The sequence below is a fragment of the Streptomyces sp. NPDC104106 genome, from assembly GCF_055584345.1.
On the sequence record NZ_JBVJMF010000020.1, the window covers coordinates 116,623 to 142,377 of the forward strand.

Annotated in this window: 25 protein-coding genes; 11 read left to right on the forward strand and 14 right to left on the reverse strand. The window is 71.6% G+C overall.

All coding sequences use genetic code 11. From position 1 onward, the window contains the following. Window positions 1-380: 380 nt before the first annotated feature. Window positions 381-944 carry a Dps family protein gene (locus ACZ60X_RS35100; protein WP_469607378.1) on the forward strand — a complete coding sequence of 188 codons (564 nt, stop codon included), beginning with the start codon at window positions 381-383 and terminating at the stop codon, window positions 942-944. 85 nt (window positions 945-1,029) lie between these two features. On the opposite strand, the gene ACZ60X_RS35105 is transcribed toward ACZ60X_RS35100, so the two are convergent. The 3 genes from ACZ60X_RS35105 to ACZ60X_RS35115 form a co-directional block, all read right to left on the reverse strand. Beyond that, entirely contained in the window at window positions 1,030-1,185 is a 156-nt protein-coding gene (locus ACZ60X_RS35105; RefSeq protein WP_167528460.1) for a DUF6131 family protein, read from the reverse strand. A gap of 113 nt (window positions 1,186-1,298) precedes the next feature. Further along, the gene (locus ACZ60X_RS35110) at window positions 1,299-1,796 is read right to left on the reverse strand and encodes a hypothetical protein (RefSeq protein ID WP_469607380.1); all 498 of its coding nucleotides are present in this window, start codon (window positions 1,794-1,796) and stop codon (window positions 1,299-1,301) included. A 37-nt stretch (window positions 1,797-1,833) separates the two neighbouring features. Further along, window positions 1,834-2,391, reverse strand: coding sequence for a hypothetical protein (locus tag ACZ60X_RS35115; RefSeq protein WP_469607383.1), 558 nt, complete (start codon window positions 2,389-2,391; stop codon window positions 1,834-1,836). 399 nt (window positions 2,392-2,790) lie between these two features. On the opposite strand from ACZ60X_RS35115, the gene ACZ60X_RS35120 reads away from it, so the two are divergent. Continuing rightward, on the forward strand, window positions 2,791-3,300 hold the full coding sequence (locus ACZ60X_RS35120) for a MarR family winged helix-turn-helix transcriptional regulator (RefSeq protein WP_469607386.1): 510 nt from the start codon (window positions 2,791-2,793) through the stop codon (window positions 3,298-3,300). Window positions 3,301-3,722: 422 nt separating this feature from the next. Here the strand turns inward: ACZ60X_RS35120 and ACZ60X_RS35125 are convergent, their stop codons facing one another. The 6 genes from ACZ60X_RS35125 to ACZ60X_RS35150 form a co-directional block, all read right to left on the reverse strand. Next, the gene (locus ACZ60X_RS35125; RefSeq protein ID WP_469607388.1) at window positions 3,723-5,447 is read right to left on the reverse strand and encodes a PP2C family protein-serine/threonine phosphatase; all 1,725 of its coding nucleotides are present in this window, start codon (window positions 5,445-5,447) and stop codon (window positions 3,723-3,725) included. Continuing rightward, window positions 5,434-6,492, reverse strand: coding sequence for a SpoIIE family protein phosphatase (locus tag ACZ60X_RS35130; protein ID WP_469607390.1), 1,059 nt, complete (start codon window positions 6,490-6,492; stop codon window positions 5,434-5,436). The genes ACZ60X_RS35125 and ACZ60X_RS35130 overlap by 14 nt, the downstream gene beginning before the upstream one ends. Beyond that, window positions 6,492-6,935, reverse strand: a complete 444-nt coding sequence (locus tag ACZ60X_RS35135; RefSeq protein WP_469607393.1) for an anti-sigma regulatory factor — start codon at window positions 6,933-6,935, stop codon at window positions 6,492-6,494. The genes ACZ60X_RS35130 and ACZ60X_RS35135 overlap by 1 nt, the downstream gene beginning before the upstream one ends. Next, a complete protein-coding gene (locus tag ACZ60X_RS35140; RefSeq protein WP_469607395.1) occupies window positions 6,935-7,348 on the reverse strand; it encodes an STAS domain-containing protein in 414 nt (137 codons plus the stop codon). The genes ACZ60X_RS35135 and ACZ60X_RS35140 overlap by 1 nt, the downstream gene beginning before the upstream one ends. Continuing rightward, complete coding sequence (locus ACZ60X_RS35145; RefSeq protein ID WP_469607492.1) at window positions 7,345-8,229, reverse strand: STAS domain-containing protein; 885 nt, start codon at window positions 8,227-8,229, stop codon at window positions 7,345-7,347. The genes ACZ60X_RS35140 and ACZ60X_RS35145 overlap by 4 nt, the downstream gene beginning before the upstream one ends. 140 nt (window positions 8,230-8,369) lie before the next feature. Further along, the gene (locus tag ACZ60X_RS35150) at window positions 8,370-9,533 is read right to left on the reverse strand and encodes a PP2C family protein-serine/threonine phosphatase (RefSeq protein WP_469607398.1); all 1,164 of its coding nucleotides are present in this window, start codon (window positions 9,531-9,533) and stop codon (window positions 8,370-8,372) included. Window positions 9,534-9,679: 146 nt separating this feature from the next. Here ACZ60X_RS35150 and ACZ60X_RS35155 point away from each other — a divergent pair, with 146 nt between their 5' ends. Together ACZ60X_RS35155 and ACZ60X_RS35160 are read left to right on the forward strand one after the other, a co-directional pair. Beyond that, entirely contained in the window at window positions 9,680-10,165 is a 486-nt protein-coding gene (locus ACZ60X_RS35155; protein ID WP_469607401.1) for a MarR family winged helix-turn-helix transcriptional regulator, read from the forward strand. Window positions 10,166-10,477: 312 nt separating this feature from the next. Next, window positions 10,478-10,855, forward strand: a complete 378-nt coding sequence (locus ACZ60X_RS35160) for an ATP-binding protein (protein ID WP_469607494.1) — start codon at window positions 10,478-10,480, stop codon at window positions 10,853-10,855. 414 nt (window positions 10,856-11,269) lie between these two features. On the opposite strand, the gene ACZ60X_RS35165 is transcribed toward ACZ60X_RS35160, so the two are convergent. Continuing rightward, window positions 11,270-11,626, reverse strand: a complete 357-nt coding sequence (locus ACZ60X_RS35165) for a helix-turn-helix transcriptional regulator (protein WP_469607404.1) — start codon at window positions 11,624-11,626, stop codon at window positions 11,270-11,272. A 212-nt stretch (window positions 11,627-11,838) separates the two neighbouring features. On the opposite strand from ACZ60X_RS35165, the gene ACZ60X_RS35170 reads away from it, so the two are divergent. Further along, entirely contained in the window at window positions 11,839-12,204 is a 366-nt protein-coding gene (locus ACZ60X_RS35170; protein WP_469607407.1) for an STAS domain-containing protein, read from the forward strand. A 97-nt stretch (window positions 12,205-12,301) separates the two neighbouring features. Here the strand turns inward: ACZ60X_RS35170 and ACZ60X_RS35175 are convergent, their stop codons facing one another. After that, entirely contained in the window at window positions 12,302-13,681 is a 1,380-nt protein-coding gene (locus ACZ60X_RS35175) for a P-loop domain-containing protein (protein WP_469607410.1), read from the reverse strand. A gap of 298 nt (window positions 13,682-13,979) precedes the next feature. Then, the gene (locus ACZ60X_RS35180; RefSeq protein ID WP_469607413.1) at window positions 13,980-14,291 is read right to left on the reverse strand and encodes a trypco2 family protein; all 312 of its coding nucleotides are present in this window, start codon (window positions 14,289-14,291) and stop codon (window positions 13,980-13,982) included. Between the two features lie 604 nt (window positions 14,292-14,895). On the opposite strand from ACZ60X_RS35180, the gene ACZ60X_RS35185 reads away from it, so the two are divergent. The 4 genes from ACZ60X_RS35185 to ACZ60X_RS35200 all read left to right on the forward strand — a co-directional run bounded on the left by ACZ60X_RS35185 (window position 14,896) and on the right by ACZ60X_RS35200 (window position 19,312). After that, a complete protein-coding gene (locus tag ACZ60X_RS35185) occupies window positions 14,896-16,545 on the forward strand; it encodes an NAD-dependent malic enzyme (RefSeq protein WP_469607417.1) in 1,650 nt (549 codons plus the stop codon). Between the two features lie 430 nt (window positions 16,546-16,975). After that, on the forward strand, window positions 16,976-17,818 hold the full coding sequence (locus ACZ60X_RS35190; RefSeq protein ID WP_469607420.1) for an SDR family oxidoreductase: 843 nt from the start codon (window positions 16,976-16,978) through the stop codon (window positions 17,816-17,818). 13 nt (window positions 17,819-17,831) lie between these two features. Continuing rightward, window positions 17,832-18,887, forward strand: a complete 1,056-nt coding sequence (locus ACZ60X_RS35195; protein WP_469607422.1) for a class I mannose-6-phosphate isomerase — start codon at window positions 17,832-17,834, stop codon at window positions 18,885-18,887. Between the two features lie 287 nt (window positions 18,888-19,174). Beyond that, complete coding sequence (locus ACZ60X_RS35200) at window positions 19,175-19,312, forward strand: hypothetical protein (protein WP_469607425.1); 138 nt, start codon at window positions 19,175-19,177, stop codon at window positions 19,310-19,312. A 314-nt stretch (window positions 19,313-19,626) separates the two neighbouring features. On the opposite strand, the gene ACZ60X_RS35205 is transcribed toward ACZ60X_RS35200, so the two are convergent. Continuing rightward, window positions 19,627-19,854, reverse strand: coding sequence for a DUF5133 domain-containing protein (locus ACZ60X_RS35205; protein ID WP_469607428.1), 228 nt, complete (start codon window positions 19,852-19,854; stop codon window positions 19,627-19,629). Window positions 19,855-20,088: 234 nt separating this feature from the next. Continuing rightward, window positions 20,089-20,808 (reverse strand): TetR family transcriptional regulator, encoded by a 720-nt coding sequence (locus tag ACZ60X_RS35210; protein ID WP_469607431.1) that lies wholly within the window; start codon window positions 20,806-20,808, stop codon window positions 20,089-20,091. A gap of 122 nt (window positions 20,809-20,930) precedes the next feature. Here ACZ60X_RS35210 and ACZ60X_RS35215 point away from each other — a divergent pair, with 122 nt between their 5' ends. Together ACZ60X_RS35215 and ACZ60X_RS35220 are read left to right on the forward strand one after the other, a co-directional pair. Next, window positions 20,931-22,433, forward strand: coding sequence for an APC family permease (locus tag ACZ60X_RS35215; protein ID WP_469607433.1), 1,503 nt, complete (start codon window positions 20,931-20,933; stop codon window positions 22,431-22,433). A gap of 33 nt (window positions 22,434-22,466) precedes the next feature. Beyond that, window positions 22,467-24,092 carry an amidohydrolase gene (locus ACZ60X_RS35220; protein WP_469607436.1) on the forward strand — a complete coding sequence of 542 codons (1,626 nt, stop codon included), beginning with the start codon at window positions 22,467-22,469 and terminating at the stop codon, window positions 24,090-24,092. The last annotated feature ends 1,663 nt before the right edge of the window (window positions 24,093-25,755 follow it).

Sequence of the window (25,755 nt, forward strand, 5' to 3'; positions counted from 1 at the left end):
GGACCGGTCGGCCGGCGATCGCCGAGACGACCAGATCCGGTCGACGGCGGCCGCCAGTGCCTCCGGGTGGTCGCCGTGGGCCCGGTTGTACAGCGCCGACCTGGAAGGCGAACTCCAGCGGTGCGGCGCCGTCGACCCCGATGAAGTCAGGCGCTGTGCCCTCCGCGCACGTCCCTGTCGAAGGGGCACCCGTTGTGGTTCGCGCTCCGCGGGAAGCGGGGTCGGCCGAGGCCGGGAGAGTCGCGCAGCACCGAGTGCCGACGCCGCGCCAGGCCCCGAACGCCCACCGCCTGCGACTCACCTGACAGGTCTGAGCTGGGTGAACCTGGGCAGCCGTGTGGGTGCAGCCATGCACCCTTCGTAGAAAACCGAGGTGAGCCATGAACGAGGATCTGACCCCGAAGTACACGGTCCCCGGCGTCGAGCGCGCGGCCGCCGGCCGGCTGATCGGTCTGCTCCGGCTGCGGTTGCACGCCCTCAACGATCTGCACCTGACCCTCAAGCACGTTCACTGGAACGTGGTGGGGCCGCACTTCATCGCCGTCCACGAAATGATCGACCCGCAGGTGGGCCGCGTCCGGGACATGGCCGACGACGTGGCGGAGCGCATCGCCGCGCTCGGCGGGGTCGCGCAGGGAACACCCGGAGCGCTCGTGGCCGAGCGCACCTGGGACGACTACTCCCTCGGCAGGGCCGACGCGATCGCCCATCTCGGGGCTCTCGACGTCGTTTACACAGGAGTGATCGAGGGCGTCCGCGCGGCGATCAAGGAGGCGGGCGACATCGACACCGCTACGGAGGATCTGCTCATCGGGCAGCTGCGCGACCTGGAACAGTTCCAGTGGTTCGTGCGGGCGCACCTGGAGAGCGCGGGCGGCACACTCGCCACCGGAGGCTCGCGGACCGAGGAGGAAGCCGCGGCCAAGGGAGCCGAGCTGAGCTGAACGGCCGTTCGCCCCTCCGCCCCACGGCGAAGCCCTCGGACCTTCGGTCGGCGTCCGGACGACGGGCGCCGACCGGCGGTGCGGCCTACCAGTAGTGGCGTCGGCCGCCGACGGCGTGGCCGACGGAGCCGAGGAGGAACAGGATGAGCCCGATGACGAGCAGGATGATGCCGATCGTCCACAGGATTCCGATGTGCAGCAGGAATCCGACGATGAGCAGGATGATACCGAGGGCGATCACGGCGATCTCCTCCCTCTCCGGTCGGTGCGCCGACCGCTGGTGGTGATACCTGGCAGGACGTCACTCACGGTGCCGCGTCGTGCCACTTGGTTCCCCCTGTGCCGGTGGAGCCGTCAGGTGGTGAGCAGCCGGTTGAAGAACGACCGGTACCGGCGCAAGGCTGTGCGCAGGGCTTCGGTGTCCGCCTCGCCGCCGCGGCTCCACTGTTCTTCCAGTTCTCTCTTGTGCTCGTCGAACGTGGTGGCGAGTGTCTGCATGAGGTTGGCGACCAGGCTGTCGGCTGCCTGCACGGCCTCGCGGGGGTCGTCGACGAACGTGTTCTGGATCTTCTCCCAGCGTTTGCGGAAGTCTTCCTCGTCCTGCGAATTCAGCAGTTGTGGCGTCTCGTCCGCTTCCGCGGCCCGCCCTGTCGTCTTCTCCTGCGTGGCGGAGGTGTCCGCGGGCGGGGATTCCCCTTCGTCACCGCTGGTGGCCGGCTCGTCACTCTCTCCGGGGAAGACCGGCGGTGAGGACTCGGTGCCGGCCACTTCATCCGCTGTCTCGCGACGCTGGGCGAAATCCTCGGTGGTCAGGCCCCTGTCGGGGGTTTCCGGTGTGTTGTCGCGCTGCATGTCGTCTCCATCTCTGCCGGTGCGGGCCGTGGGGATGTCAGGCCCGGGCATGGCCGGTCTGGCCGCCGTCGGAGAGCAGCTCGTCGAACAGGGCGCGGTAGTGCACCATGGCGCCGCGCAGTTGCTCGGTGGTGGCCTTGTGCCCGACGCTGAGTGTGTCGATCTCATGCGCCGCCCGATAGTGCTCAAGGGTGCGGCCGTGCTCGACGGAAAGATCCTTGAGCTGCTGGTCGAAGCCTTCGGTGGGGTAGCCGCGTGCCTGCATCAACGAGGTCACCAGCCGGTCCGCGTCGTGCACCGCGTCTTCCGGCCGGTCCACGAACTCCTGCTGCACGCTGTCCCAGTCCCGGGTGAAGCGGTCCCGGGCACCGGCAGGCAGCGGCTTGATGTCGAGCTGGTCATGGCGCTTGGCCCGCTCGCTGAGTTCACGCTCGGCGGCGAATCTGTTCTCCGCTCCTTCGACCGTTCGCTCGTACTCCGGGCCGAATCGCCGGCGCAGGGACCGACGCCGCATCAGCAGGGTCAGTGCCGACGCGATCAGGGCCACGACGACCACGGCCGGAACAATGATCGCCAGAAGTGTGCCTGTGGACATAGGGCTGACGCCTCCGGGCTGCCTGGCTCCCGAAACTTGATTCAGGGCAATTACCGTATTTTGCGAATACCCTCACAATCCCTCCCTAACCACGGCGGGCGCATGCCCGCGCCGACCGCGCACGACAGCGGAAAACAGCCGTGACCAGCGGCACCAGCCCGTGCGTGGCCCCCGGTCTGCCCTCGGATTCGCGCACTCACCCGTGAGACCACGGGCTCTACCATGGAGCGACGCTCAGGCGGCTCCCCTCGGTCGGGCCCCGTTTTCCGACGCGGCGCGGGCGCTGTCCGGGCGACGCCCGGCGGACCCAGGAACGGCTTGCTGCCCCTGCCGTCGGGTACAGCGATTGGATGAGGATTATCTCTGCCGCGTCCGGAACCCAGTGAAAGCGATGTGTTCGTGACCCGTCCCGACGGCTCAGGCGACGACCGTGTGGAGAGGCCGGGCGATGGCCCGGACGCCGTCGCGCTGGAGATCGCCGACGCTGTGGACAGTCTGACGAACCTGTGGTCGCTGGCCGCTCAGGAGGCGCCCTTGCGCCTGTCCCTGCACCAGTTGCGGGCGTTGCGGACACTGGAGGCGGCACCTGGGCTGAACCTCACCGCTCTGGCCGAGCGGCTGGACATAGGGCTGCCCACGGCCAGCCGGCTGTGTGACCGGCTGGAGGCGGCGGGAATGCTGGAACGCGCGCTGCACCCGCAGAATCGCCGCGAGGTCCGGTTGAGCCTCACCGCACAGGGGCGCCGGGTACTGGCCGATGTGGCGTCACGCCGGGCCCAGGCGCTGACGGCCGCGTTGACGGCCCTGGAACCGGCGGAACGCTCGGCGCTGCGCCGCGGTATGAACGCCTTTCTCGTCGCTCGCGGCGGGGTGCCGCCCGCTCAGGGCGGGCCGCCCGGCGACCGGTGAGGGGACTGTTCGGTGCTCGATCACTCCGGCGACCGCAGCAAGCGTGGTCTCGTGCGGCGGGCTCTGCCGGGTCGCGCTCAGGATGTGGTGCAGCGCGCGCTCCCCGGACGGGTTCTCCGGTCGTCGGGCTCCACGTGGCGGGGGCCTCGCCTCCACCACGGGCTCCTCGGAAACCCGTGCTGGGTGTAGACGGCCGGGTCCCGCGAAAGCGGCGCCCGCAGGTCCGCGGTGGGCGGGAGACCAGGCCGCCGGCGCCCCGGCCGTGCCGACCAGCGCGGGGCGGGACGGGCCGGAGCCGGCGCCACGGACCGGAACAGCGCAGAGACCTGCTCGGCGTCCACCCGACGGCCGCCGAACGCGGCGGGACGAAGGCCGCCGCGGCCGGGAGACGGTATGGACTGCTTGCCTGTCCGTGCGTCCCGTCATGGCTTCGGGAGCGGAACGGTGCGGCACAGCAGGACGCAGACGTCGTCGTCGCGTTCGGAGTCGTGGACAAGGGGTTTGAGGAGGGACTCGGCGCTCGCGTCCAGGTCGTCGAGGTCGGGTTCGTGCAGTGCCGCCAGGGTCTGGGCGAGCAACTCGATCCCGGCGTCGATCCCTTGGGCACGCCGCTCGACCAGGCCGTCGGTGTAGAGCACCAGGGTGGAGCCGGGTTCGATCTCGGTCGTGTGGTCCTCGTACTCGAAGGGAATCGGCACTCCCAGCATGACCCCGGGCTTGTCGTCCAGGACACGCACGGCGCCGCCGGGCGCGCGGACCACGGCCGGCGGGTGGCCGGCGGCAGCCCACGTCACCTGGGGGTCCTCGGGCCTGAAACGCGCGATCGTGGCGGTGGCGTAGAGGTTGGGCTGCTGGTGGCGGAGCATGCGGTGCAGCCGTGTGAGGATCTGGGCGGGGCTGGTCTCCTCGATCGCGTACGCGCGCAGTGCCGTGCGCAGTTGCCCCATGATGACGGCGGCGCGCAGTCCGTGTCCGGTGACGTCTCCTATGACGGTCAGCAGGCTGCCGTCGGGCTGGAAGAAGGCGTCGTACCAGTCGCCGCCGATGTTGAGGCCGCGGGTGGCGGGCAGGTACCGGGCGGCCAGGCGCAGGCCGTCGGCGGCGGGCAGTTCGGTGAGCTGGGCGCGCTGCAGTTCCTCGGCGGTGTCCCGGTGCTGTTCGTAGCGCAGGGCGTTGTCCAGGGCGATGGCGATACGGCGGGCCAGTTCGAGCAGCATGACGCTGGTGTCGGCGTCGAAGCGGTCCCCGGGTGCCGTGAGCGTCAGGACGCCCAGCGATCGCCGGACGGTGAGGGGGATGCACAGCAGAGGCCGATCCGGCGACAGGGCGGAGGGCGGGCGGTCGTCGGTACCGGGCAGGCCGCCGGGGTGCGGTCCGGCGTGCTGCGGGCGGTCGGTGCGGGCGGCGGCCACCGCGGCGGCGGAGTGGAGGCCGTTTCCGGCTGCCTGCTCGTCCTCGTCGAAGAGCCAGACGTCGACCTGGCTCGCGTACTGCGGAACGAGCAGGTCGGGCAGGCGGCGCACGATGTCCTCGTGATCGAGCGAAGCGGTGACGACGGCGCTGGCGTTGGCGAGAAAGGTCAGCAGGCGTCGGGCCTTCTCCGCCTCGCCCCGCGCGGCACGTTCCGCGTCGAGCAGTTCCTGTTGGGTCAGCGCGGCGGCGTCCAGTTCGGCGTGCAGGGCCAGCACGCCCTGGTTGGTCTGGTGCAGTTCCTCACGGTGGAGTTGCAGCAGCTTCTCCGACTCGTCCAGGCTCCGCAGAACCGCCGCGGTCTCCTCGTCCGCTGCCAGGAGGGCTTCGGCGGACGCGGTGTCGTCGGGGAGCGCCGGGCGAGGCGGTTCCTGTGCCATGGGGCCGGGGCAGGAGAGGTCGAGGCGCCACGGCGAGGCCCGTTCCGGGGACGGCGTGGCCGGGTGTACGACAGCCTGTACGCGTACGGGCTCGTCCGGGCCTGGTTGCTGGACGGTGAGGGTGAGTTCGGCGCCGCCTTGGCCGAGGGCCTTCCGCAACTGCGCGGTGAGGGTGGTGAGGAAGCGGGCCCGTTCCATCTCGGGCGCGCCCAGACAGGCAGCGAGGTGTGCCGCGAAGGTCCGGGCTCGGGCGGCCTCGGTGGTCGTGGTGATCTTCCGGAGGTCAGGCGGGATCATGGCGTCGGTCCACGGGGTCGGAGGCCAGGACGGCCACGCTGCTGTCGTCACGCACCGGGCTGGCGGCGCTGCTGGCATCACGCAGGATGGTCGCCGCGACCACCGCCGGGTCATGGGCGAGGAGGTCCGGATCGTGGGGCGGTATCCATCGGCTGGGCAGACCGTCGCTGTGCAGGACGAGCAGGTTGTCGGGCCGCCAGGGCCGACGGCGTACGGGCACGGTGGCCGGGAACTGGGCGCCGACGATGCCCGGGTGGGAGATCAGGTGGTCCCATGAGCCGCCGGCACGCAGGCGGGCTCCGATGTTGCCGACGCCGGCGAACGCCAGTTCCCGGGTGTCGGTGTCGACTTGTGCCACGGCGACTGCCGCGCCTCGGGTGGGCCGAAGGGCATGGTGCATGCGGCGCAGGATCTCCTCCGGTGGCAGGTGGGCCGAGCGGTGCAGCTCATCGACGGCGGCGCTGGACGCGTGCGCCGCCTGCGCGCCGTGGCCGAGGCCGTCGGCGAGCATCAGGGTCAGGCGGCTGCCCGACCGGGCGCAGCTCCAGGCGTCTCCCGAGTGCTCGGCGCGGCCGAGGGGGACGTTGATCCCTCCCGCCCTCGGACCCTGCCGGCTCTGTTCCCGACGCGTTGGCGGATCCTGGTCGAAGCGGGCGACCGCGACGGTGCCCCGGAAGGTGCTGTACAGATCGAAATCGCTGGCTATCCGCAGACAGGTGCCCAGACCGGCGCCGAGTGACGCCTCGCTGGTGGTGTACCCGTCGCGGACGGCCGCAGTGACGTCGTGGATACCTGGACCGTAGTCGACGGCTGCCACCTGCACCCCGGGGGCGCGTGTGGCCCCGGGCCGGTCGACGAGGTCGATCAGGATCCGACCGCCGCTGGCGTGCTTGACCAGGTTGGTGGCCAGCTCGGTGGCGACCAGGGCGGCGACCGCGGTGCGGTGCGGGCCGAGACCGACATGGGTGCTGGCTGCCTCGACCGCCACCCGGACGTCCCGTACGCGGGTGGAGTCGTGCACCGGGATGTCCCAGACGCGCGCCATCACACCCCCGGCCGCGCCGAGGGCACGCCTGTGGTCCAGGCGATGACGGTGACGGTCGTGCCCCTGCCGGGTTCGGTGTCGATCTCGAACTCGTCGACAAGGCGTTTGGCACCGCTGAGACCAAGTCCGAGGCCGCCGCCGCTGGTGTACCCGTCGGTCATCGCAAGCTCCACGTCGCGGATTCCCGGACCGCTGTCGGCGAAGGACAGCCGCAGCCCTCGGGTCACGCCCCGGTTCAGCGGCGTGATCTCGACGTGCCCGCCGCCGCCGTGGACCAGGGTGTTGCGGGCCAGTTCGCTGGCGGCGGTGACCACCTTCGTCTGCTGCACCAGCCCGAAGCCGAGGTCGGCCGCGCTCTGGCGTACGTGCTGGCGCACCCACGCGAGGTCCGCGTCCGAGCGGATCGGCAGGCTTGTTTCGACGGCGGGGTCGGAGGCCGGCATCACGTCGCCCTCTCGCGTCCGTCCGAGGCGCCCGGCGCGGACGTCCCCACGAGGATTTCCAGTGCGCGGTCGACGTCGAGCGCGGTGGTGAGTCCGGGCAGGGTGAGGCCCAACTCGACCAGCGTGATCGCCACGGCCGGCCGCATGCCGGCGACGACCGTGCGGGCCGCCAGCAGACTGGCGCTCGCCGCGATCTCGGCAACGATCCGTCCCAGGAAGGAGTCGACGACCTCCACACCGGAGATGTCGATGATCACACCGGTCGCCCCGCTGTCGGCGATGCGGTGGCTGATGTCCTGCTGGAGTTGCTCGGCCATGCCGTCCTGCAGCTCTCCCTGCAGGCTGACCAGCAGGGTGTCCCCCAGCGCCAGGACCGGCACCACGGTCGCGCGGCCCGGGAACGGAGCCGTCACCGCATGCTCGCACGGGGAGACACCTCGATGCCCAGCCGGCTGAGGGCGTAGGCCAGGGCGTCGGCGAGTGAGGCGCGGGTGAGAACGGAACTGAGATCGATGCCGAGTTGCACGATGGTCTGCGCGATGGCCGGGCGGATACCGGAGACGATGCACTCGGCGCCCATCAGCCGCGCCGCAGCCACCGTCTTCATCAGGTGCTGCGCGACGAGCGAGTCGACCGTGGGGACGCCGGTGATGTCCAGGATGGCGTACCGGGCCCGCTGGTCCACGATGCCCTCCAGCAGGCACTCCATGACGACCTGGCTGCGCGCGCTGTCCAGCGTGCCGATCAGCGGCACGGCGACGACGCCCTCCCACAGGCTGATGACCGGCGTGGCCACTTCGAGCAGTTGCTGTCGCTGCCGTGCGATCAGTTCCTCGCCCGAACTCAGCGCCGTCTGCATCACCACCAGCCGCAGGGTGCCCATCAGGGCCGTCCAGGCCAGCAGGCCCTCGGCCGCCTCAGGCGTCGAGGGATCGGAGTACTCGGCCCGCAGCAACTCGGCGACCGGTTCCCGCAGGGCGGCCACCTCGTCCGCGATCCGGGCCGGGCTCCATCCCGCCCGGGTCTGGGTACCGGACATGCGTCCCAACTGGTCGCGCACGCCGTCGAAGCCGGAAGAGGTGATGTCCTCCAGGCGTCCGGACAAGGCGACGTGCGACAGCGCGTCCACGACGGCCTTGCACGCCTCGACAGCTTCTTCGCGCGACACGGTGAACACCGTCCGGAAGAGCGGCGCATCCGCCCAGCGCTGAGCGATCTGCTCCCGGCGGTTCTCCAGGAAAGTTCCCAGCCGGCGCGCCGTCGACTCGACAGCCTCTTGCTCCGACACCTTCATCGCCTCCTCTGTACAGCCGTCGATCGACCACGCCTGAGACGCGATTATTGCCTCATGGCAAACGTTAGCGTCGACGGTCTGATGCAAACAACACGGGATCGCCACACATCAGGCGGGCCGGACGGCGATCCGTCCTGCGGTCACATGCCGTGCCAGTCGAGGCACACGACGAGCGCGTCGTCGGCGGCGGGGGCGGCGCGACCGCGGTGGCCGGTCAACTCCCGCAGAATGGCGCGCGGGACCTCGGCGGCCGGCAGCAGCCGGGTGGCCCGGATCGCCCGGACGAGAGCGACATCGCCGTACGCCTCCCCCTTGGGATCGGCCACGGCGTACACCCCGTCGCTGACGAACACGAGCCGGTCACCGGGCTCGACTTGGAACTCCTGAGCGACATAGTCGGTCTCCTCGAACATGCCCAACGGGAGCTGCGCCTCGAAGGTGACCTGTTCCACCGTGCCGCCGCGCAGCCGCAGCAGCTGTGGCGAGCCGGCGTCCACCACCTTGGCGCGGCCCGTCGCGAGGTCGAAGTCGAACATCAGCACCGACAGGTAGCAGCGGCCCCGGTAGTGGGCGTACACCGCCTGGTCCGCCAGGGCGGCCTGGTCGTCGATGGAGAGCCCGGCGCGCCGGGCGTTGCGCAGGGCGTTGATGGCCAGGTTCGTCAGCAGGGAGGCCTCTATCCCCTCCCCCATGCCGTTGGTGACGTACAGCATGAGGTGGTCGGCCGTGGCGGACCAGTCGAAGTTGTCACCGAAGATCGCGTACGCGGGTTCCAGCTGCCCGGCCAGTTCGAACTCGGGGCGGGAGCAGGAGCGTCCGGGCAGCAGCTGCCATTGCATCTCGGCGGCCAGGGTGAGCCGGTCCTTGCGCCGTGCCTGCAGGTAGATGTCGGTGTCCCGCTCGGCGACGAGCAGCTCGTGGCCGAGGACCTCAGCGATGTCGGACAGTTCAACGAGCAGTTCCCGGGCCCCGCTCCTGTGCGACAGGGTCACGGACAGCACACCCAGCCGGTCCCCGCGCACGCTGACCGGGAGGTGCACCCGCGCGCGGCCGTCGGGGGAGGACTCGACGACCGGTTCCTGGGCACCGAAGGCGCGGCCCGCCACACTGTCGTGCACGGACACCGGCTCCGCGGTGTACGGCAGGACCGACACGGGCTGAAGCACCGTCAGCCCGTAGTCGGCCATCAGCAGGTCGACGGACTCCGCCCCGTACTGCTCGACCAGCACACGCCGGACGACATCGAGCAACTCGTGGGGTGCCGCTGCGCGCAGAGCCCGCTCAGCGGTCACATATCTGTTCACGGTGGTACACACACCAATCTTTCGGCGGACACTTGCCGGCCTCGCTCGTGACGAGGCCCCTCGGTAGCCGCGCCAAGCCGTCCAAACCATCAGTCGCCACTGCGGGCACCTAGTACGCTGGCGACCGTCCCAGTGCCTGCGAGAGTGTGACAGTGGCCGTCTTCCGCCCCCGCCCGGAACCCGTCGAGGTCGCCCGAGTGACCGCGACGGCCGGGGAGTTGCTGGAAGTCCTGTGGGGCCGGGCCTCCACAGCGCCGGCGTCGCCGTCGCAGATGCGGGTGCTGTTGGCCCTGGAGCACCAGGACGGTATCAACCTGCGCACGCTGTGTGACGCGCTCTCCTCGGCACCCCCGGCGACCAGCCGGCTGTGCGACCGGCTGGTCGCCGCCGGCTTCGTCGAGCGTGTGATCGGCAAGGCCGACCGGCGCGAGGTCCAACTGCACCTCAGCACCCGGGGCCGCGCCTTCCTCGATGAACTGCGCACACGCAGGGAGCAGGAACTGCAGGCGGTGCTGAGGCTGATGCCCGGCAGCAAACGAGCGGCCCTGCTGGAGGGGCTGGAGGCGTTCTGCGACGCGGCGACCCTGCAGATACACGACAAAGGGGCGCAGTCAGGCGACCGCATGGCCTGAACACCAGCGGATGTCACCGGGCTTCCCGGCCCACCTGGGCGTCGGTGGCCGGCGCGCGGAGGGGTCTCTGCCCACCGGGACATTGCACATCCTTTCCCGTGCGGCACGGCACGGCTGCCTTGGTCACCTTCGGTCGGCGTTGTCACATGGCCATGAACGTCTTGGCGGCGTTCACGGCTTCGGATACCCCCGGACCGCCCTCGGACGACCTTGGGACTCACCTCAGAATGGAATGGGTCTGATCACACCCCTGCCGGGTAGTCGGACAAAAGCACCCATTGAGAACGGAGGTGAGCGATCGTGCCCTCCTTCATGGAGGATGCGCAACCGTCCGCCAGGAGTCCGCGAACCGCCGAGGACGCACGAGGAATCACGCGGATCTTCCTGTCCATGCTGAAGCCCGACGACTCCGGTCAGGCAGAGGCGGTACTGCTCACGGTGTCGGAACTCGTCACGAACGCCATCCGGCACGCAGGCGGAGTCACCGGCTTCGGGCTGCGGGCAGGCGAGAAGACCGTGACCGTCCGCGTGTCGGACGCCAGCCGCACACCGCCTCACCAGCGCGACACTCCGCTGTGGGAGCCCGGCGGCTTCGGCTGGCCGCTGGTCCTGGAGTTGGCGGAAGAGGTACGAGTCAGTACGCACGGGTCCGGCAAGACGGTCGAGGCGGTGCTCGCGCTGGCACGCTGAGCCCGGCCCCGGCATCGCCACGCGCTCACCGCTCAGAGCACACTGGTGGTCGATCGCGTGCACGGTGCCGGAGGCGCGGCCCTGATGCGGTTGCCGCCTGGCCACGAGGTCGGGCCTGCCGGCACCCCCCTTTTCGCCCTTCCACGCGGCCATCACGGCGAGGAAGACGGGGAGGAACCGCCGTTCACCGCTGCCGGATCGCCTCGTGCCCGCCGGGCTCCACCGCGGGTGGTGAAGCGGGCGGCGAACGCCCATCCCGACCGGGCAGTCCTCTGCCCGGTCGGCCGTACCGAAGGACCGGCGCCGCACTTCGGCGGAGGTGCCGCCCCGCTTCATGAAGCCGGTGGTGTCCAGGATCAACATTCCCTCAGGCATGTCGAGTTGTCCGGTCCGTCAGGTGGAGCCCGCCGGGTGTCAGACGGACGCGCGCCGCGGTGCGGGCGGGGTCGGCGTGCCGGCTCGGTGGGCCTCGTCCTGGACGAGCAGCGACAGCAGCGCGGCCACCGTGAGACCCAGGTCCGCTTCGGCGGGATGCCGCAGGACCTTGCCCGGGTCGATCCGGTAGGTGGTGCCGCGCCCCTCCCGGGTGCGGGAGAGGTAACCGTCCTGCTCGAGGTCGGCGATGATCTTTTGCACGGCCCGCTCGGTCAGCCGGCAGTGGGCGGCGATGTCACGGATGCGCACGGTGTGGTCGTCCGCGACCGCCGCGAGTACACGAGCGTGGTTCGTGAGAAACGTCCATCCGCTGTGCGGCTCTGGGGCTCTGTCCATGCCTCCAGACTACGATCCAAAGTTCATGCACCCAAAAACACGTACCCATTTTCAGGTAACGGTTGACGTGTTCAGGAGTTCACGGGAAGGTGGAAGCGGTCGATCGTCCGCGCGCACCCAGGGAGTGAGCCATGCGCGTCCCCGCCCGCCGCGCCCAGTCACCTGCTTCGCCAGGCTGTGGCCCCGGGCCCGCGAACGGCGGCGGGTGGCCGTTGCCGACCGGCCTGATCACCCTCACCTACGCGTCATCCGGGGGGCGGATCCAGGTCACGGTCGCGGGAGAACTCGACCTCGACACAGGGGACCGCCTGTCCATGGACGTGCAGGCGGCACTCGACGGGTCGGTCACCGGTGTCGACCTGGATCTGAGCGGCCTCGACTTCTGCGACTGCGCCGGGCTGAACGTCCTGCTGGACCTCCGACTCCACGCCCTCCGACAGGGCAAGACCCTCGTCATCCAGACCAGCAGTTACGCCGTCGACAGACTGCTCTCCCTCACGGACACCTCTCCGCTGTTCGCACCCGAACCCGACCCGAGCGACAGTCCGTGCCAGGTCATCCGGCTTCCGCCCCACTGACGTACGCCCCGACGAGGATGCGGGCGCACCACGCGAGGGTGGTCCAGACGTCGTCGCCGACCGGCCGCCGGGCGAGCAGACCGCGGACCGCGTTGGCTCATGTCCGGGTAGGGCCCACGCGGACCATCCCGGCCCGGTGCGCGCCTTCGCCGAGCCTCAGCCGGTGACGTCGGGCAACGGAGGCGGACACCGGGCACACCGGGCAGTATGCGGCCGCCCTGCTGCCGTACGGCTCGAGGTCGTACTGGGTGTACGCGCCGTGCCCAAGGCCTGATACGACGGCTGGCGCGAGCGCGTCTTCGGCTATGGTCCCGGCGGCACGCCGCAGGCCGAGGAGGACGGTCCCACCGGCTGAGCCGTGGCCCCACGGCCGATCTGCCTTCCGCTCGGGCCTCCGGCCCAGCAGCTCGGCGGCCGCGTCGGCGACGCCGAGGGCGGTGCCACCGCCGGGAGTCAGAAACGTGAGGGGGTCCAAGGAGGCGGCCAGTGCCCGCCAGCGGCCGGCCCGGGCGAGCACGTCGAGTGCCACCGCGTGCAGCCGTGCCCGTTCCTCCGTGCTCAGCGGTTGCGGTGGTGCGGCCAGCAGTTCCTCCGCCAGCGCGGCGGCCTCGTGGGGGGTGGTGTGGGCGAAGACGAACGCGGTCCGGAGGCGCGAGGTTTCGCCGTGGAAGACAGGGTGCGTGCGCTCGGCCAGACTGCGGCCGAGCGGGCCGCTCGTCGACCGGTCGAGCAGGTGGGCCGGCATCCCGGTCAGCGCGGACAGTTCGGCACGGCTCAGGCCCGCGCCGGCCGCGGCGAGCAGTCCGGCGATCCGCCTCTCGGCCAAGTCCCCGGCGAGCAGTTCCCCGAGTTCGAACTCCGCCTCGTACCGCAGCCGGGTCGCATGCGGCGAAGCGGACAGCGGGCGCGGCGCGCAGCGCCGCAGGGGGTGGTCACCGGGCAGGTCCGCGGGCAGTCCCGGCCGCGGGCGGCTGGTGACGAGGACGGACACGCCCTCCGGGAGGTGGCGCGGTAACAGCGAGGCGATACTCGGGCGGCGCGGGGACGCGGTCTGTCCCAGGTCCTCGTCCAGGCCGTCCACGATCACCGGCAGCCTTCGGTGCCGCCGCTGTCCGCGGGCGGCGGCCTCCAGCAGCCGGTGCCACTCCCGTGCGTGCGTCCCGGGGGCGCTGCCCTGCGCCGGCGACTCGCCCGCGACGGCTGCCAGTTGAGCGGTCATGGCCTGGACGAAGGCATCGCTGTCGCACTGACCGGTGTCACGTCGCGTGACGAAGAAGGCGGCCACGATCACTCCGGCGGGCGGATGGGCGGCAAGCCACGCGGTGAACGCCGTCTTGCCGTGCCGGGGCGGTGCCTGCCACCACTGGTAGCCGCCCGGTCCGGCGCAGAACCGCAGCAGCGCCGCCATCTCCCGGTCGCGGCCCAGCAGTTCGAGCGGCGCGATGGAGCGTGCGTGCGCGCGATAGCCCTCGGCCACGCGGATGTCTCCGGCGACCGGCCCGATCGGCTGTGGAGGGGTGCCGAGACCGGCTCGCCTCAGCAGCGCGCCACCCGGCCCGTCGGCGTCTGCCGCCCAGCTGTCGGCGCGGCTGACGGTGAGGGTGCCGGACCCCAGAAGCGTACGGTGACGGTCTCGGCGCCCCTCACCACGTGCGCGGCCGTGAGCACCACTCCGGTCGCCACGAAGTATCCGGATCCGCGCAGCCGAGTGCCGTCCCGGTGAGTGACGACGACTTCCGCGGCACGGTCGGCACGCAGCCCCGCCATCGGTCGCGTCAGCGTTCCTCGACGTCGCTGACGCCGGAGATCCACACCTCCGACTGCGCGGCGCCGCTCACGGTGGCCCGCCGCGGCTCCAGGTTCAGCCGCACCGTCTGCGTGTCCTGCTTGCCGGCCTTCGCGTCCGCACCCAGCTCGACCACCCAGAACTTCACCTTGCCGTTGGCCCCGGCCTCCCGCTGCACGCTGACGGACAGCTCCAACTGCACCGGCCCCAGGGCGAACCGGAGGTCCTCACCTTCGCCCGCCGCCATCGCCCTGGTCAACTCGGCGCGCAACTGGCCGATCACCTCGGACAGTTCGATCACTGCTGTACCTCCCTAGGGCATCCCCCGCCGGCCACCACAGCATGGTATTGGCTCTGCCCTCCACGAAGGGCCCCCACGCCGGACGAAGCGAGTGCGCCGGCCGGTTCCGGGTGTCCCGCAGGCCGGACACCGCACGGTGCCACCTGCCGTTCCCGGAGCGCCCGCGCCGATCGGGCCGCTGCCGGCCCCAGGTGTCGGAGCCGGCCCGGATCGGGTGGGCCGTGCCCAGACGGCAGGACCCGCACGCCCAGGCCCGCCGACCCTGCCAGGCGGCGGTGCGCTCGCCCGCGTCCGCACCGGCGCCGAGCCCGGTACTCGGCACCGGGGCTGTGTCCGGGCTTTCCCAGGGACGTGCAGACCGTCGTGACCAGGAGAGCGAAGTCGCCGGCTGTACGACGGTGCCCGGCACGGCGGTACCGCCGCGACGGCGAGACCCCACAGGTCACGGCATCCGCGTCGCGGGCGCCCTTCGGGGCCGGTACGCGGCTTACCGGACGGCTGGAGCCCCGGCGTTTCAGTACGGCCCCCCGGATGGTGTGTGCCGTTTGCCGGCGGGATGGAGGGGAACTCCGCAGCGGAAGACGCAGTCGACGGAGGAGTGTCCATGTCCTCGCGCCGCGACAGCCCCGACGGCCGGGTTCCGCTGACGGATGCGCTGCGGAACAAGGGGGTCGCCTTCACCCGGCAGGAACGTGAGCGGTACGGCCTGGTAGGAGCGCTCCCACCTGGTGTGCTCTCGCTTGACCAGCAGGCCCGACGGGCCTGGGAGCAGGTGCAGGGGCAGCCGGATGACCTGGCGAGGAACGTCTGTCTGGAACAGCTGCACGACCGGAACGAGGTCCTGTACCACCGCCTGCTCACCGATCACCTGACGGATCTGCTGCCCATCGTCTACGACCCCACGGTGGGGCAGGCGATCAAGCGGTACAGCCACGAGTACCGGCGGCCGCGCGGCGTGTATCTGTCCATCGACCACCCGCAGGACGTACGGCCCGCGTTCGAGGCGCTCGGACTCGGCCCGGACGATGTCGACCTGGTGGTGGCCACCGATGGCGAGCAGATCCTCGGCATCGGTGACTGGGGCGTGGGCGGTATGCAGATCTCGGTCGGCAAACTGGCCGTCTACACGGCCGCCGCCGGCATCCATCCGGGACGGGCGGTCCCCGTGGTGCTCGACGTGGGCACCGACAACCAGGTGCTGCTCAACGACCCGCTGTACGTGGGCAACCGGCACAGCCGGAGGCGCGGAGAGGACTACGACGCGTTCGTCGCCGCGTACGTGGACACCGTGCGGGACCTGTTCCCGCACGCACTGCTGCACTGGGAGGACTTCGGCCCCGGCAACGGCCGCAGGCTGCTGAAGACGTACGGCGAGAAGGTCTGCACGTTCAACGACGACATGCAGGGCACCGGCGCCGTCACTCTGGCCTGCGTACTGAACGCGGCACGAGTGTCCGGCACGCCGATGCGCGAGCAGCGGATGGTCGTCTTCGGCGCGGGCACCGCCGGCGTGGGCATCGCCGACCAGCTGCGCGACGCCATGGTCCGCGGCGGCCTGGACGGCGAGGAGGCGGTGGCACGCATCTGGTGTGTGGACCGGCAGGGGCTGCTGCTGCGGTCCACCGACGGGCTGCGCGACTACCAGCGGCTCTACGCCCGCCCCGACGAGGAGTGGTCCGGCGGCAGCGAGCAGCCGATCGGGCTGAAGGAGGTCGTGGACCGCGTCCACCCGACCGTACTGGTCGGCACCTCGACCGTGCACGGCGCGTTCAGCGAGGACATCGTGCGGTCCATGGCCGCGCACGTGGAGCGACCGGTGGTGTTGCCGCTGTCCAACCCCACCGACAGGATCGAGGCGTCGCCGAGGGACATCCTGCGGTGGACGGACGGCAAGGCACTCGTCGCGGCCGGCGTCCCGTTCGCCCCGGTGGAACTGGACGGCACCTCGTACGTCATCGGCCAAGCCAACAACGCCCTGGTCTACCCGGGTCTCGGCCTGGGAGCCGTCGTGGCGCGCGCTTCCCGGGTCACGGACGGCATGCTCCAGGCGGCGGCCGAGGCGGTGGCGAGCCTGGCCGACCTGTCGGCTCCGGGTGCCGCGCTGTTGCCGCAGGTGGAGAATCTGCGCGCCGCGTCGGCGACGGTGGCGGTGTCGGTCGCCCGCCGTGCCGCGGCGGAGGGGGTGGCGCGCACCGCGCTGGACGACGTCATCCAGCAGGTGCAGGACGCCATGTGGCAGCCGGAGTACGCATGACGCAGCCGGGGCACCTGTCCCTCCTCCGCGGCCGCGCGCTCGGGGACGCCGACGGCTTTCCCGCCCTCCCCCCCCAGGACCGGGACGGAGCAGCCGGCCGACGGGCGGCCTGACCCCCGGCCGGCGTCGCGACATACCAGCACGCGGCAGCCGCCCGTACCGGTGGGAGGAGGAAGTGCTGAGCCGCGGGACAGCCGCGGTGGCGGCACATCGGTGGCGGCTCGCCGAGGTGCTGGGACGGGCCAGGGAGAGGGGCCCTGTGACTGACCGAGGTGCCGAATACCGGGTGATTCGAGATACCGGGTGATTCAAGCGGTTTCCCCACAACGTTCCAGGTAACCCGTGCACCAGGCGTCCCGGGCGGAGCAGGGCAGCGCCGCCCTCCGCCCCGTGCCATGTCTGCCGCACCGGACAAAGGATGTGAGGTGTCATGTCGCAGCCCGCGCAGCAGCAGCACCCCCCGGGTACGGAAGGGGAGATGCGGCCCAGGCCTGATCACGGGGAGCACAGTTACCAGGGGTCGGGCCGACTGGCCGGGAAGGCCGCGGTGATCACGGGCGGCGACAGCGGCATCGGCAAGGCGGTGGCCATCGCCTTCGCCCGGGAGGGCGCGGACGTGCTCATCTCCTATCTGCCCGAAGAGGAAGAGGACGCCCTCGACACCGCGCGCTGGGTGGAACAGGCCGGGCGCAAGATCGTCCTGGTACCGGGCGACCTGGCCGAACCGGCGCAGTGCGTCGAGGTGATCGACCGGGCGGAGGAGGCGTTCGGCCGCATCGACGTCCTGGTGAGCAACGCGGCGTTTCAGATGACCCGCACGTCGCTGGAGGAGATCCCCGACGAGGAGTGGGATCGCACGCTGGCGATCAATCTCAGCGCCATGTTCCACCTGTGCAAGGCGGCCGTGCCCCGCATGCGACCGGGGGCGTCCATCATCGCCACCACGTCGGTCAACTCCGACATGCCGCCGCCCACGCTCTTGCCCTACGACGTCACGAAGGCGGGCATCGCCAACATGGTCGGCGCCATGGCGCAGCTGCTGGGTGAACGGGGGATCCGCGTCAACAGTGTGGCTCCCGGGCCCATCTGGACACCTCTGATCCCCGCGACGATGCCGCCGGAACAGGTGGAGAACTTCGGCTCCCAGGTGCCGCTCAGCCGCCCCGGCCAGCCGGCCGAGGTCGCCCCGGTCTATGTGCTGCTCGCCTCCGACCAGGGATCGTATGTCTCCGGGGCCCGCATCGCGGTCACCGGCGGCCAGCCGATCCTCTGAGGAGAGCGGAACCGTGGACTGGTATCCGCTGCGCCTGACCACGCCCGTCAAACAGCACGTCTTCGGCGGCCGCGTCCTGGCCGACCGTTGGGACCGCGGGGGGTTGCCGGACGGCCCGGTCGCCGAGACCTGGGAGGTCAGCGACCTAAACGGCGAGGTGGCGGCGGTGACCGCGGGGCCGCTGGCCGGGCGCACCCTGCGCCGACTGGTCCAGGAGTGCCCGCAGGAGCTGGTCGGACGCGGCTGGCGCGGTGAGCGCTTCCCCGTACTGACGAAGTTCATCGACGCCACGGGGATGCTTCCGGTCCACCTGCACGCCGACGACGAAACCGCCCGGCGCCTCGAAGGCGAGCCTCACGGCAAGACCGAGGCGTGGCACATCCTCGAAGCGAGCCCCGGCGCCACCGCCCTGGCCGGTACGAAGCCGGGCGTCGACCGCGACCAGCTCAGGCGGGCGCTGGTGGCGCAGGACTTCGACGCCGTCCTGCGCCGTCTGCCCGTACGCGCCGGGCAGACCCTCTATGTCCCCGGCGGCACCCTGCACAGCTTCGGTCCCGGCACGCTCGTCTACGAGATCGAGCAGATGTCCGACATCCAGCAGCACGCCATGCGTCATCGGATGGAGGACGGGTCCCCGATCGCGGACGGGGAGTGGCGGACGAACATCGAACGCCTGCTGCAGGAGTGGCGCCCGGAGCCGCGTCCCGACTTCCGCTCCGGGCTTGATGTGCCGGTGGACGACGGCGTCGAGCGCACCGTGCTGTGCGCCGGTCGCCACTTCGCGCTGGAACGGTGGCGGGCCGGCACGGCCGCGCCCCTGGTACACCGGTTCGCCACCGCCCTCGTGCTCACCAACGTGGGGCTGCCCGCCACCGTGGACACCCCCGGAGGACGCGAACGACTTGCCCGCGCGGAAAGCCTGCTGCTGCCCGCCGCGCTGGGCCGCATGCGCATCGAGGGCCCCGCGGACATCCTGCTGGGCTATCTCCCCGACCTCGACACGGACATCCGCGCGCCCTTGCTCGCCGCCGGCCACGGGACGGACGCCATCGGCGCACTGGGTGAGTGACGCCAAGGATCCGCGACGGTTTCGGTGAACCGCCGCACCTGCACACCCCGCGTGACGCCCTGCCGCACGTCATCGCTGAGACCGCGTGCCCCGCCGAGCGCATCCGGTGACCCAAGGCCCCTGCCGGGTCCGGTGCGTCGCGGTTGCCGCAGGATGCGCTCCGACCGGTTCCCGCAGCGTTGCGGAACTCGTCACTCTTGCGCGGGCGAAGCGTGACATTGCGGCGACAATTGGTCACTCGGTCCGGACTCGTCAGATCGCCCCGAGACACCGCGCCAGGGGTTCAGGTGCCTGGGCGCGTCGACCGGCGCCACGCCAGGCGCGTACGACACCGGCGTATCGACGGCATCGCAGGGGTCAAGACCAAGGCGGCCTGGAAGGCGTTCTCCTACCTCGGCTCCAGCACGGACGGAAGCTGGTGCTGAGCCCGTCGTACCATCACGCCAGTCCTGATCACGTCCGACCGGGCGCTTCACCGCGGCCTCGGCCCCCAGCTCGGGGCGGTCCAGCCGACGGCGCGACTCGGGCGGTGTGAGTGAGCGGCGGCCGACGGACAGTCGGCCGCCGAAGGCGATGTCGAGGTCCATCTGGCACAGCCGACCGAACTACGGGTCGTCGATGAACCGACCCGCGTGGGGCGCCCCGGTGGCCGGCTCGTGCTTGCCGACCCCGACTTCACGTCGTCCGTACCGGTGAGCCGGACGAACCCGCCGACGCAACCGGGCAAGTCTGCCCCCCGTCAGGCGCTGACGAGCGAGTCGTCCTCGGGACGTGCTCCGGGCAGTTGGTGACGTGCGGCGATGAGCGCCGCATCGATATCACGGGTGCCCGTGGACACGCACAGCGCGTAGGCGACGTCCTCCATGCGTTGGCGGGCCGCCGCAGACCCGTCCTCGGCACACAGAACGCGCAGCGTGTCGTGCTGCTCGACCAGCTTCCTCAGCACCGCGGGATGCGCCATCAGCATCGAAAAACCTCCCAAGCCGTCACCATCAACGTCGGTACAACGCACCGCATGCCCCAGCCCTCTTCCGTCATTCCGGCGGAGAGGGAAAGAGATGCGCGGGTCCCGCGTCGACGGGTGACCGAGCGGCGACACCGACCGGGCCTCGTCCCCCACCGGCAGTCGGTGGACCTGGTGGAAGAAGGGCGAGGACCTTGTCCCGCACACGTGCCACCCGGTCGTGCTCAGTGGTGGTCCTCAGGCTTCGGTGTCCGCACGGATGCGATCGAGACGGGTCCGTGCGGCCGTCAGGAAGAGGTCCAGGGCGGCCGGGTAGGAACTGGTACGCATGGTGGCCACGAGATGAAGCGACGTGGCCGCGATGTGCGGGTGGGTGGCGGCGGGCAGCCGGCCGTAGGTGCCGCGCCACACCTCCGTCTCGGCCTCACGAGCGGACCGGGGCAGGGCGGCGCCCGCGGAGTCCAGGGCTCCGAAGGCGAGGGCCTGGTCGACGAAGGCGTGGTAGATCCGCACCGCCTCAGGGTCCGGGAACCCGGCCCGCCGCAGCACCCCGAGGATGGTCTCCACGGCCTGGATCTCATGCGCCCGGCCGGTGACCCGGTGGGCGCTGAGCATCGCCGCCCGGGGGTGTGCGAGGGCGCCGACGTGCATGCGCAGGCCCAGGTCGCGCAGGTCGGCCGACCAGTCGCCGGTCGGCCGCCAGGAGCGCATGGAACGGCCGATCAGCTCGTCGGCGACGGCCAGCATCAGCTCGTCGGTGTGCCGGAAGTACCGGTACAGGGCACTGGGATCGGCGCCGAGGGACCGGCCGAGGCGGCGCACGGACAGGGCGTCGGAGCCGTGCTCCTCGATCAGCCGGAGCGCGGTGGCGACGATCAGTTCCGCGGAGAGGACGACGCCCTGCTTGGTGGGGCGCCTGCGCTGCCGTGCGGCGGGCGGAACGACGCGTTCGCTCATGCTGGGCCTCCCTGGGACGTGCCGGGCACCTTATGACAACACCGTTGACCTGTGAAGTACACGGGCGGTTTCATCTCCGGTCACCGGGCCCGAGCGGGCCCCCGTGCGAGCGGAGAGCCGCGATGAGCGAGACACCCTTCGGCGTGGATCCCCCCGCGCAGCCCCAGTTGCGCAAGTCCCTGGGCGTGCTGGACGGCATCGCCGTCGCCGCCTCCAGTACGGCCGCGACCACGAGCATCGGCATCGGTCTCGGGGTGACGGCCGGGGTCGTCGGCCTTCATCTTCCCGCGATCATGCTGCTGGCGTTCCTGCCGGTCCTGGGGATCGCGGGGGCCTACTCCCGGCTCAACCGGGTGGAGCCGAACGCGGGCAACGGCTATGTATGGGTGGGCCGTTCGCTCAGCCCCTGGCTCGGCTTCATGGTCGGCTGGGTGAACTGCGTGGCGAGCGTCGCCTTCCTCTCCTACACCACTGCGGTCACCGGCTCGGCGCTGCTCCAGCTCGCCGGGGAGACGGGCCTGCACCGGGTCGGCCCGCTCGCGCTCGACGCCGGCTCGACGGCGCAGACGACGGCGGTCGGCATCGTGGTGCTGGTCGCGGTCACGCTCACCGCCGTGACCGGTGTGCGTACGGCGGCGCGGCTCCAGACGGGACTGCTGGTCTTCGAGTACGCGGTGCTGCTCGGGTTCTGCGGCTACGGCATCGTCACCGGGCCGCATCCGTTCCGGCTCTCCTGGTTCGATCCCTTCGCGATTCCCTCGGCGTCGGCCCTGGCGCAGGGCCTGCTGCTGTCGGTGTTCTGCTACTGGGGATTCGAGGCCGCGTTCACCGTCAACGAGGAGGTGCGGGACCCGCGTGACGCCTCACGGGCCGGGACGATCACCCTCGTGACCATGCTGGGGCTGTTCCTGCTCGGTTCAATCGCCTTCCAACGTGTCCTGTCCGAGCGGGAGTTGGCCGGACACGGCGCCGAGGGACTGGCGTACTTCGGGGACCGGCTCGCCCAGCAGCCCCTGGCCGCGCTGCCGTTGGTGGCGCTGATGTTCTCGGCCGTGGCCTCGCTCCAGGCAGGGGTCATCCCGACGGCCCGTGGGATGTTCGCCATGAGCCGTGACCGTACCCTCGGACCGGTGTGGTCCAGGGTCAGCCGCCGGTACGGCACTCCGGTGGCCGGGACGCTGCTCATCGGGGCGCTGTCCGTGGCGCTGGCGCTGCTCGCCCTGGTGATCCCGCGGCTCGCCGACATGATCGACGCGACGGTGAACGCGGTCGGGATCGTCGTCGCGCTGTCGTACGCGCTGACCGCGCTCGCCGCAGCCGTGCGCTTCCGTGCCGCGCTGCGTGGCGGCTGGCGGCTGGGGCTGCGAGCGGTGGTGCTGCCCGCGCTGAGCGCGCTCGCGCTGCTGGGGCTCGGCGGATATCTCTGCTGGTCCCTCTACCGCTCGGCCGGCCATCTGGAACTCCGCGCGGACAACGGCTGGTTCCTGCTGCTCATGCCCGTGGTGATGATCGTCTCCGGGTTCGTGGTGGCCGCGTGGGCCAAATGGGTGCGCAGGTCGCCGTACTTCCGTACCGGCGCGGGCACCGACGCGGACTCGGCCGCGTTGATCCCCTCCTCCAACTGACCTGTTCGGAACGTCGTCCCAGGGAAAGGCATCATGCACGCTGATCTTCTCTTCACCGGTGGTCCCGTCCTCACTCCCGAGGGCCGTACGGCGACCGCCGTGGCCGTCACCGCCGACCGGATCACCGCCGTCGGACACGAGGAGGTACGCGAACTCGCCGGGCCGCGCACCGAGGTGGTGGACCTCGCCGGCCGGCTGCTGCTGCCCGGCTTCCAGGACGCGCACGTCCATCCGGTGCCCGCCGGGCTGGAGTTGACCCAGTGCGATCTGACGGCGGCGAAGACCGCCGAGGAGTCCGTGACCGCCGTACACGCCTATGCGCGGGACCATCCCGAGCGGACGTGGATCCTCGGCGGCGGCTGGTCGATGGAGGCGTTCGCGGGCGGCACGCCGACGAAGGAACTGCTGGACGCGGTCGTACCGGACCGGCCGGTGTACCTCCCCAACCGGGACCATCACGGCGCCTGGGTCAACAGCCGGGCGCTGGAGCTTGCCGGGGTGGACCGGGACACGCCCGACCCGGCGGACGGGCGGATCGAGCGGGACCCCTCCGGTGAGCCGAGCGGCACCCTCCAGGAGGGCGCGATGCGGCTGGTCGGCCGGCTGGCCCCGCCCGCGACCGCCGCCGACCGGCTGGCCGCGCTGCTGCACGCCCAACGGCATCTGCACGCGCTCGGCGTCACCGCCTGGCAGGACGCGCTGGTCGGCGACTTCCTCGGCATGGCCGACCCGGCCGAGGCGTACCGCACCGCGGCGCGCGACGGATCGCTGACCGCGCGGGTGGTGGGCGCGCTGTGGTGGGACCGGGAGCGAGGCGCCGAACAGATCCCCGAACTGGTGGAAAGGCGCCGGGAGTTCAGCTGCGGGAGGTTTCGGGCGGGCGCGGTGAAGCTGATGCTGGACGGGGTCGCCGAGAACGGCACGGCCGCGCTGCTCGACCCCTATCTCCGCCCGTGCGGGTGCGCCACCGCCAACCGCGGCACGAGTTTCATCGATCCGGACCAACTGCCCCGGTGGGTGAGCGCGTTGGACGCGCTCGGTTTCCAGTGTCACTTCCATGCGCTCGGCGACCGGGCCGTACGGGACGCGCTGGACGCCGTCGAGGCGGCACGTACCGCGAACGGGCCGCGCGACACCCGACCGCATCTCGCGCACCTCCAGGTGGTGCACCCGGACGACGTACCCCGGTTCGCGCGGCTCGGGGCCACCGCGAACATCCAGCCGCTGTGGGCGGCGCACGAGCCGCAGATGGACGAGCTGACGATTCCCTTCCTCGGGCCCGAACGGGCCGCCCGGCAGTACCCGTTCGGGGCGCTGCTGCGGTCGGGGGCGCGGCTCGCGGCGGGCAGCGACTGGCCGGTGAGCAGCCCCGATCCGCTCCAGGGCGTCCACGTCGCGGTCAACCGGGTCGAGCCGGGCGGCGACGGACCGGTGTTCCTGCCCGGGGAGCGGCTGGGCCTCGCCGAGGCGCTCGCGGCGTACACGGCCGGGTCGGCGTACGTGAACCATCTGGACGACACCGGCCGGGTGGCCGTCGGGGCCCTCGCGGACCTGGTGGTGCTCGACCGGGACCCGTTCGCCGGGCCGCCGGAGGCGATCGCGGAGACGACCGTGGCGCTCACCTACGTGGGCGGGCGACGGGTGTTCGCGGCCGGGTAAGGGCGGGATGCCTCCGCGGGCCTGCCGGGACGTCGGCTGGAGGCGTGAAGCAGCGCCGTGTCGTCTTCGTCGTCTCGACTCGGAACCGCCGGAGATCGGGGAAGTCCGCCCCGTCCGAGGGGCCCCGAGCCCGGCCGGGCGGATCGGTCGAGGACCTCGTGGTGGTCTCGGGTCCGGCCGACACCGAGGTGGCCCTCGACGCGCTGGTGCGGTCCCGGCGCGAGGCTCGGGAGTCCACCATCGTGGGCCCCGTCCCACGAGTCCCCGGTGGCCACCCGCGTCGGTGCCGGCGACAGCGGTGACGGCGCCGAGTGGCTGCGCTCCCCCGCCCACGCCCGCACCTGGACATATCGGCCGACGGCGATCGGGGGGTGCGCCGGCCGGGCGGCGGACGACCGCATCGACGAGGCCGTCCCGCGAAAGTTCGCACCGGACCTGCACCAGCAGTGGGCGGCCGCCCCGCTCGGCCGGCCTCCGCCGTCGGCGACGACCGTCGCCGTCGAGGCGTTCGACAACATCCTGACACACACCCCTGTCGCCGATATCGGCCTCCCCTGGATTCGCGCGCACGGCGCGGCCCGGCCGGCCGGACGCCGCTGGGTTTCGGCCGCGGGGCGGTTGCCTGTCCCTCGACGGCTTCGGCGGTCGACCTGCCGTGGCTGGGCGGGGGGCGAGCTGCCCGTCGAAGAGCAGGAGGGTGTATGCGCCGGTGGAGCTGTTTTGGAACCGGCAGCGGTCTTGGACCACACCGCACCCGCGGCCCCGGGCCGGGCGGGCCCTGCTTCACCGGCCTGAGCATCGAGGCTCACGTCGCACCGGCCGCGTCATCGTCGCGTCCCTGTACGTCCTGGCCACCGAGCGCCGGTCCCCCGGCGGGCGGGTACGCGGCGCCCCTGCGCGCTTCGTGGGGCACTCCGTTCCCGACGGCGCACGCGATGGGGGGCCGGAGGTCCGGTCGTGGTCCTGCTTCTGGAGTCCGGCCGGTACGCGGCACCGGCACCACTGCGCTGGACCCCGTCTGAGCCGTCGTGCGCGGAGGGCGGCGCTCCGCGCTGCCGTGCACGATTACGTCGGTGCGGGGCCGCTGACGCGGCTTTGCCCTCGCGGTGACGCCACGGGCCGGCCCATGCGGCGTCACCGGCACGGCCCGGCCGGGAAACGCGTCGGCCGGCACGGCGCCCCGGGCGCGGCCTTTGCGGAAGGAGACGCGGCAGACGGCACAGCCGCTCGCCCGACCCGTCGGCCCGCTCGGCGAACGTGTGGCGTGAACGGTTCTTCCGGCGGCTGAGATACGGTCATACGCGGAGCCGGACCATTTCGGGAAATAACCCATTCTCGATCACCCTGCCCCGAGACGGGAGGAAGCCTGGAATTCCACAGCTTCCGTTCGCACGGTCGGCCGAATTCGCTCGGTGGATCTGCCTATTCTTTACCGTTTGAGGTTCGCCCTCTGGGCACGGACGGCCCAGGTGTGCCTGCAGGTCGGCCGGTCCGGGGCCGGGTTCTCACAGGGCCGGCCCCGCCCGACACCATGGCCGGAAACTTTCGGATGGGATCACCATCCCCTATGAGCTGCACAGTCCCGGCCAAAGGCGCCACCTCGCGGCCCGCGGGGCATCCGGCCGGCCAGGGGCTCAGAGCGGGGGCGAGGACACTCCAAGGC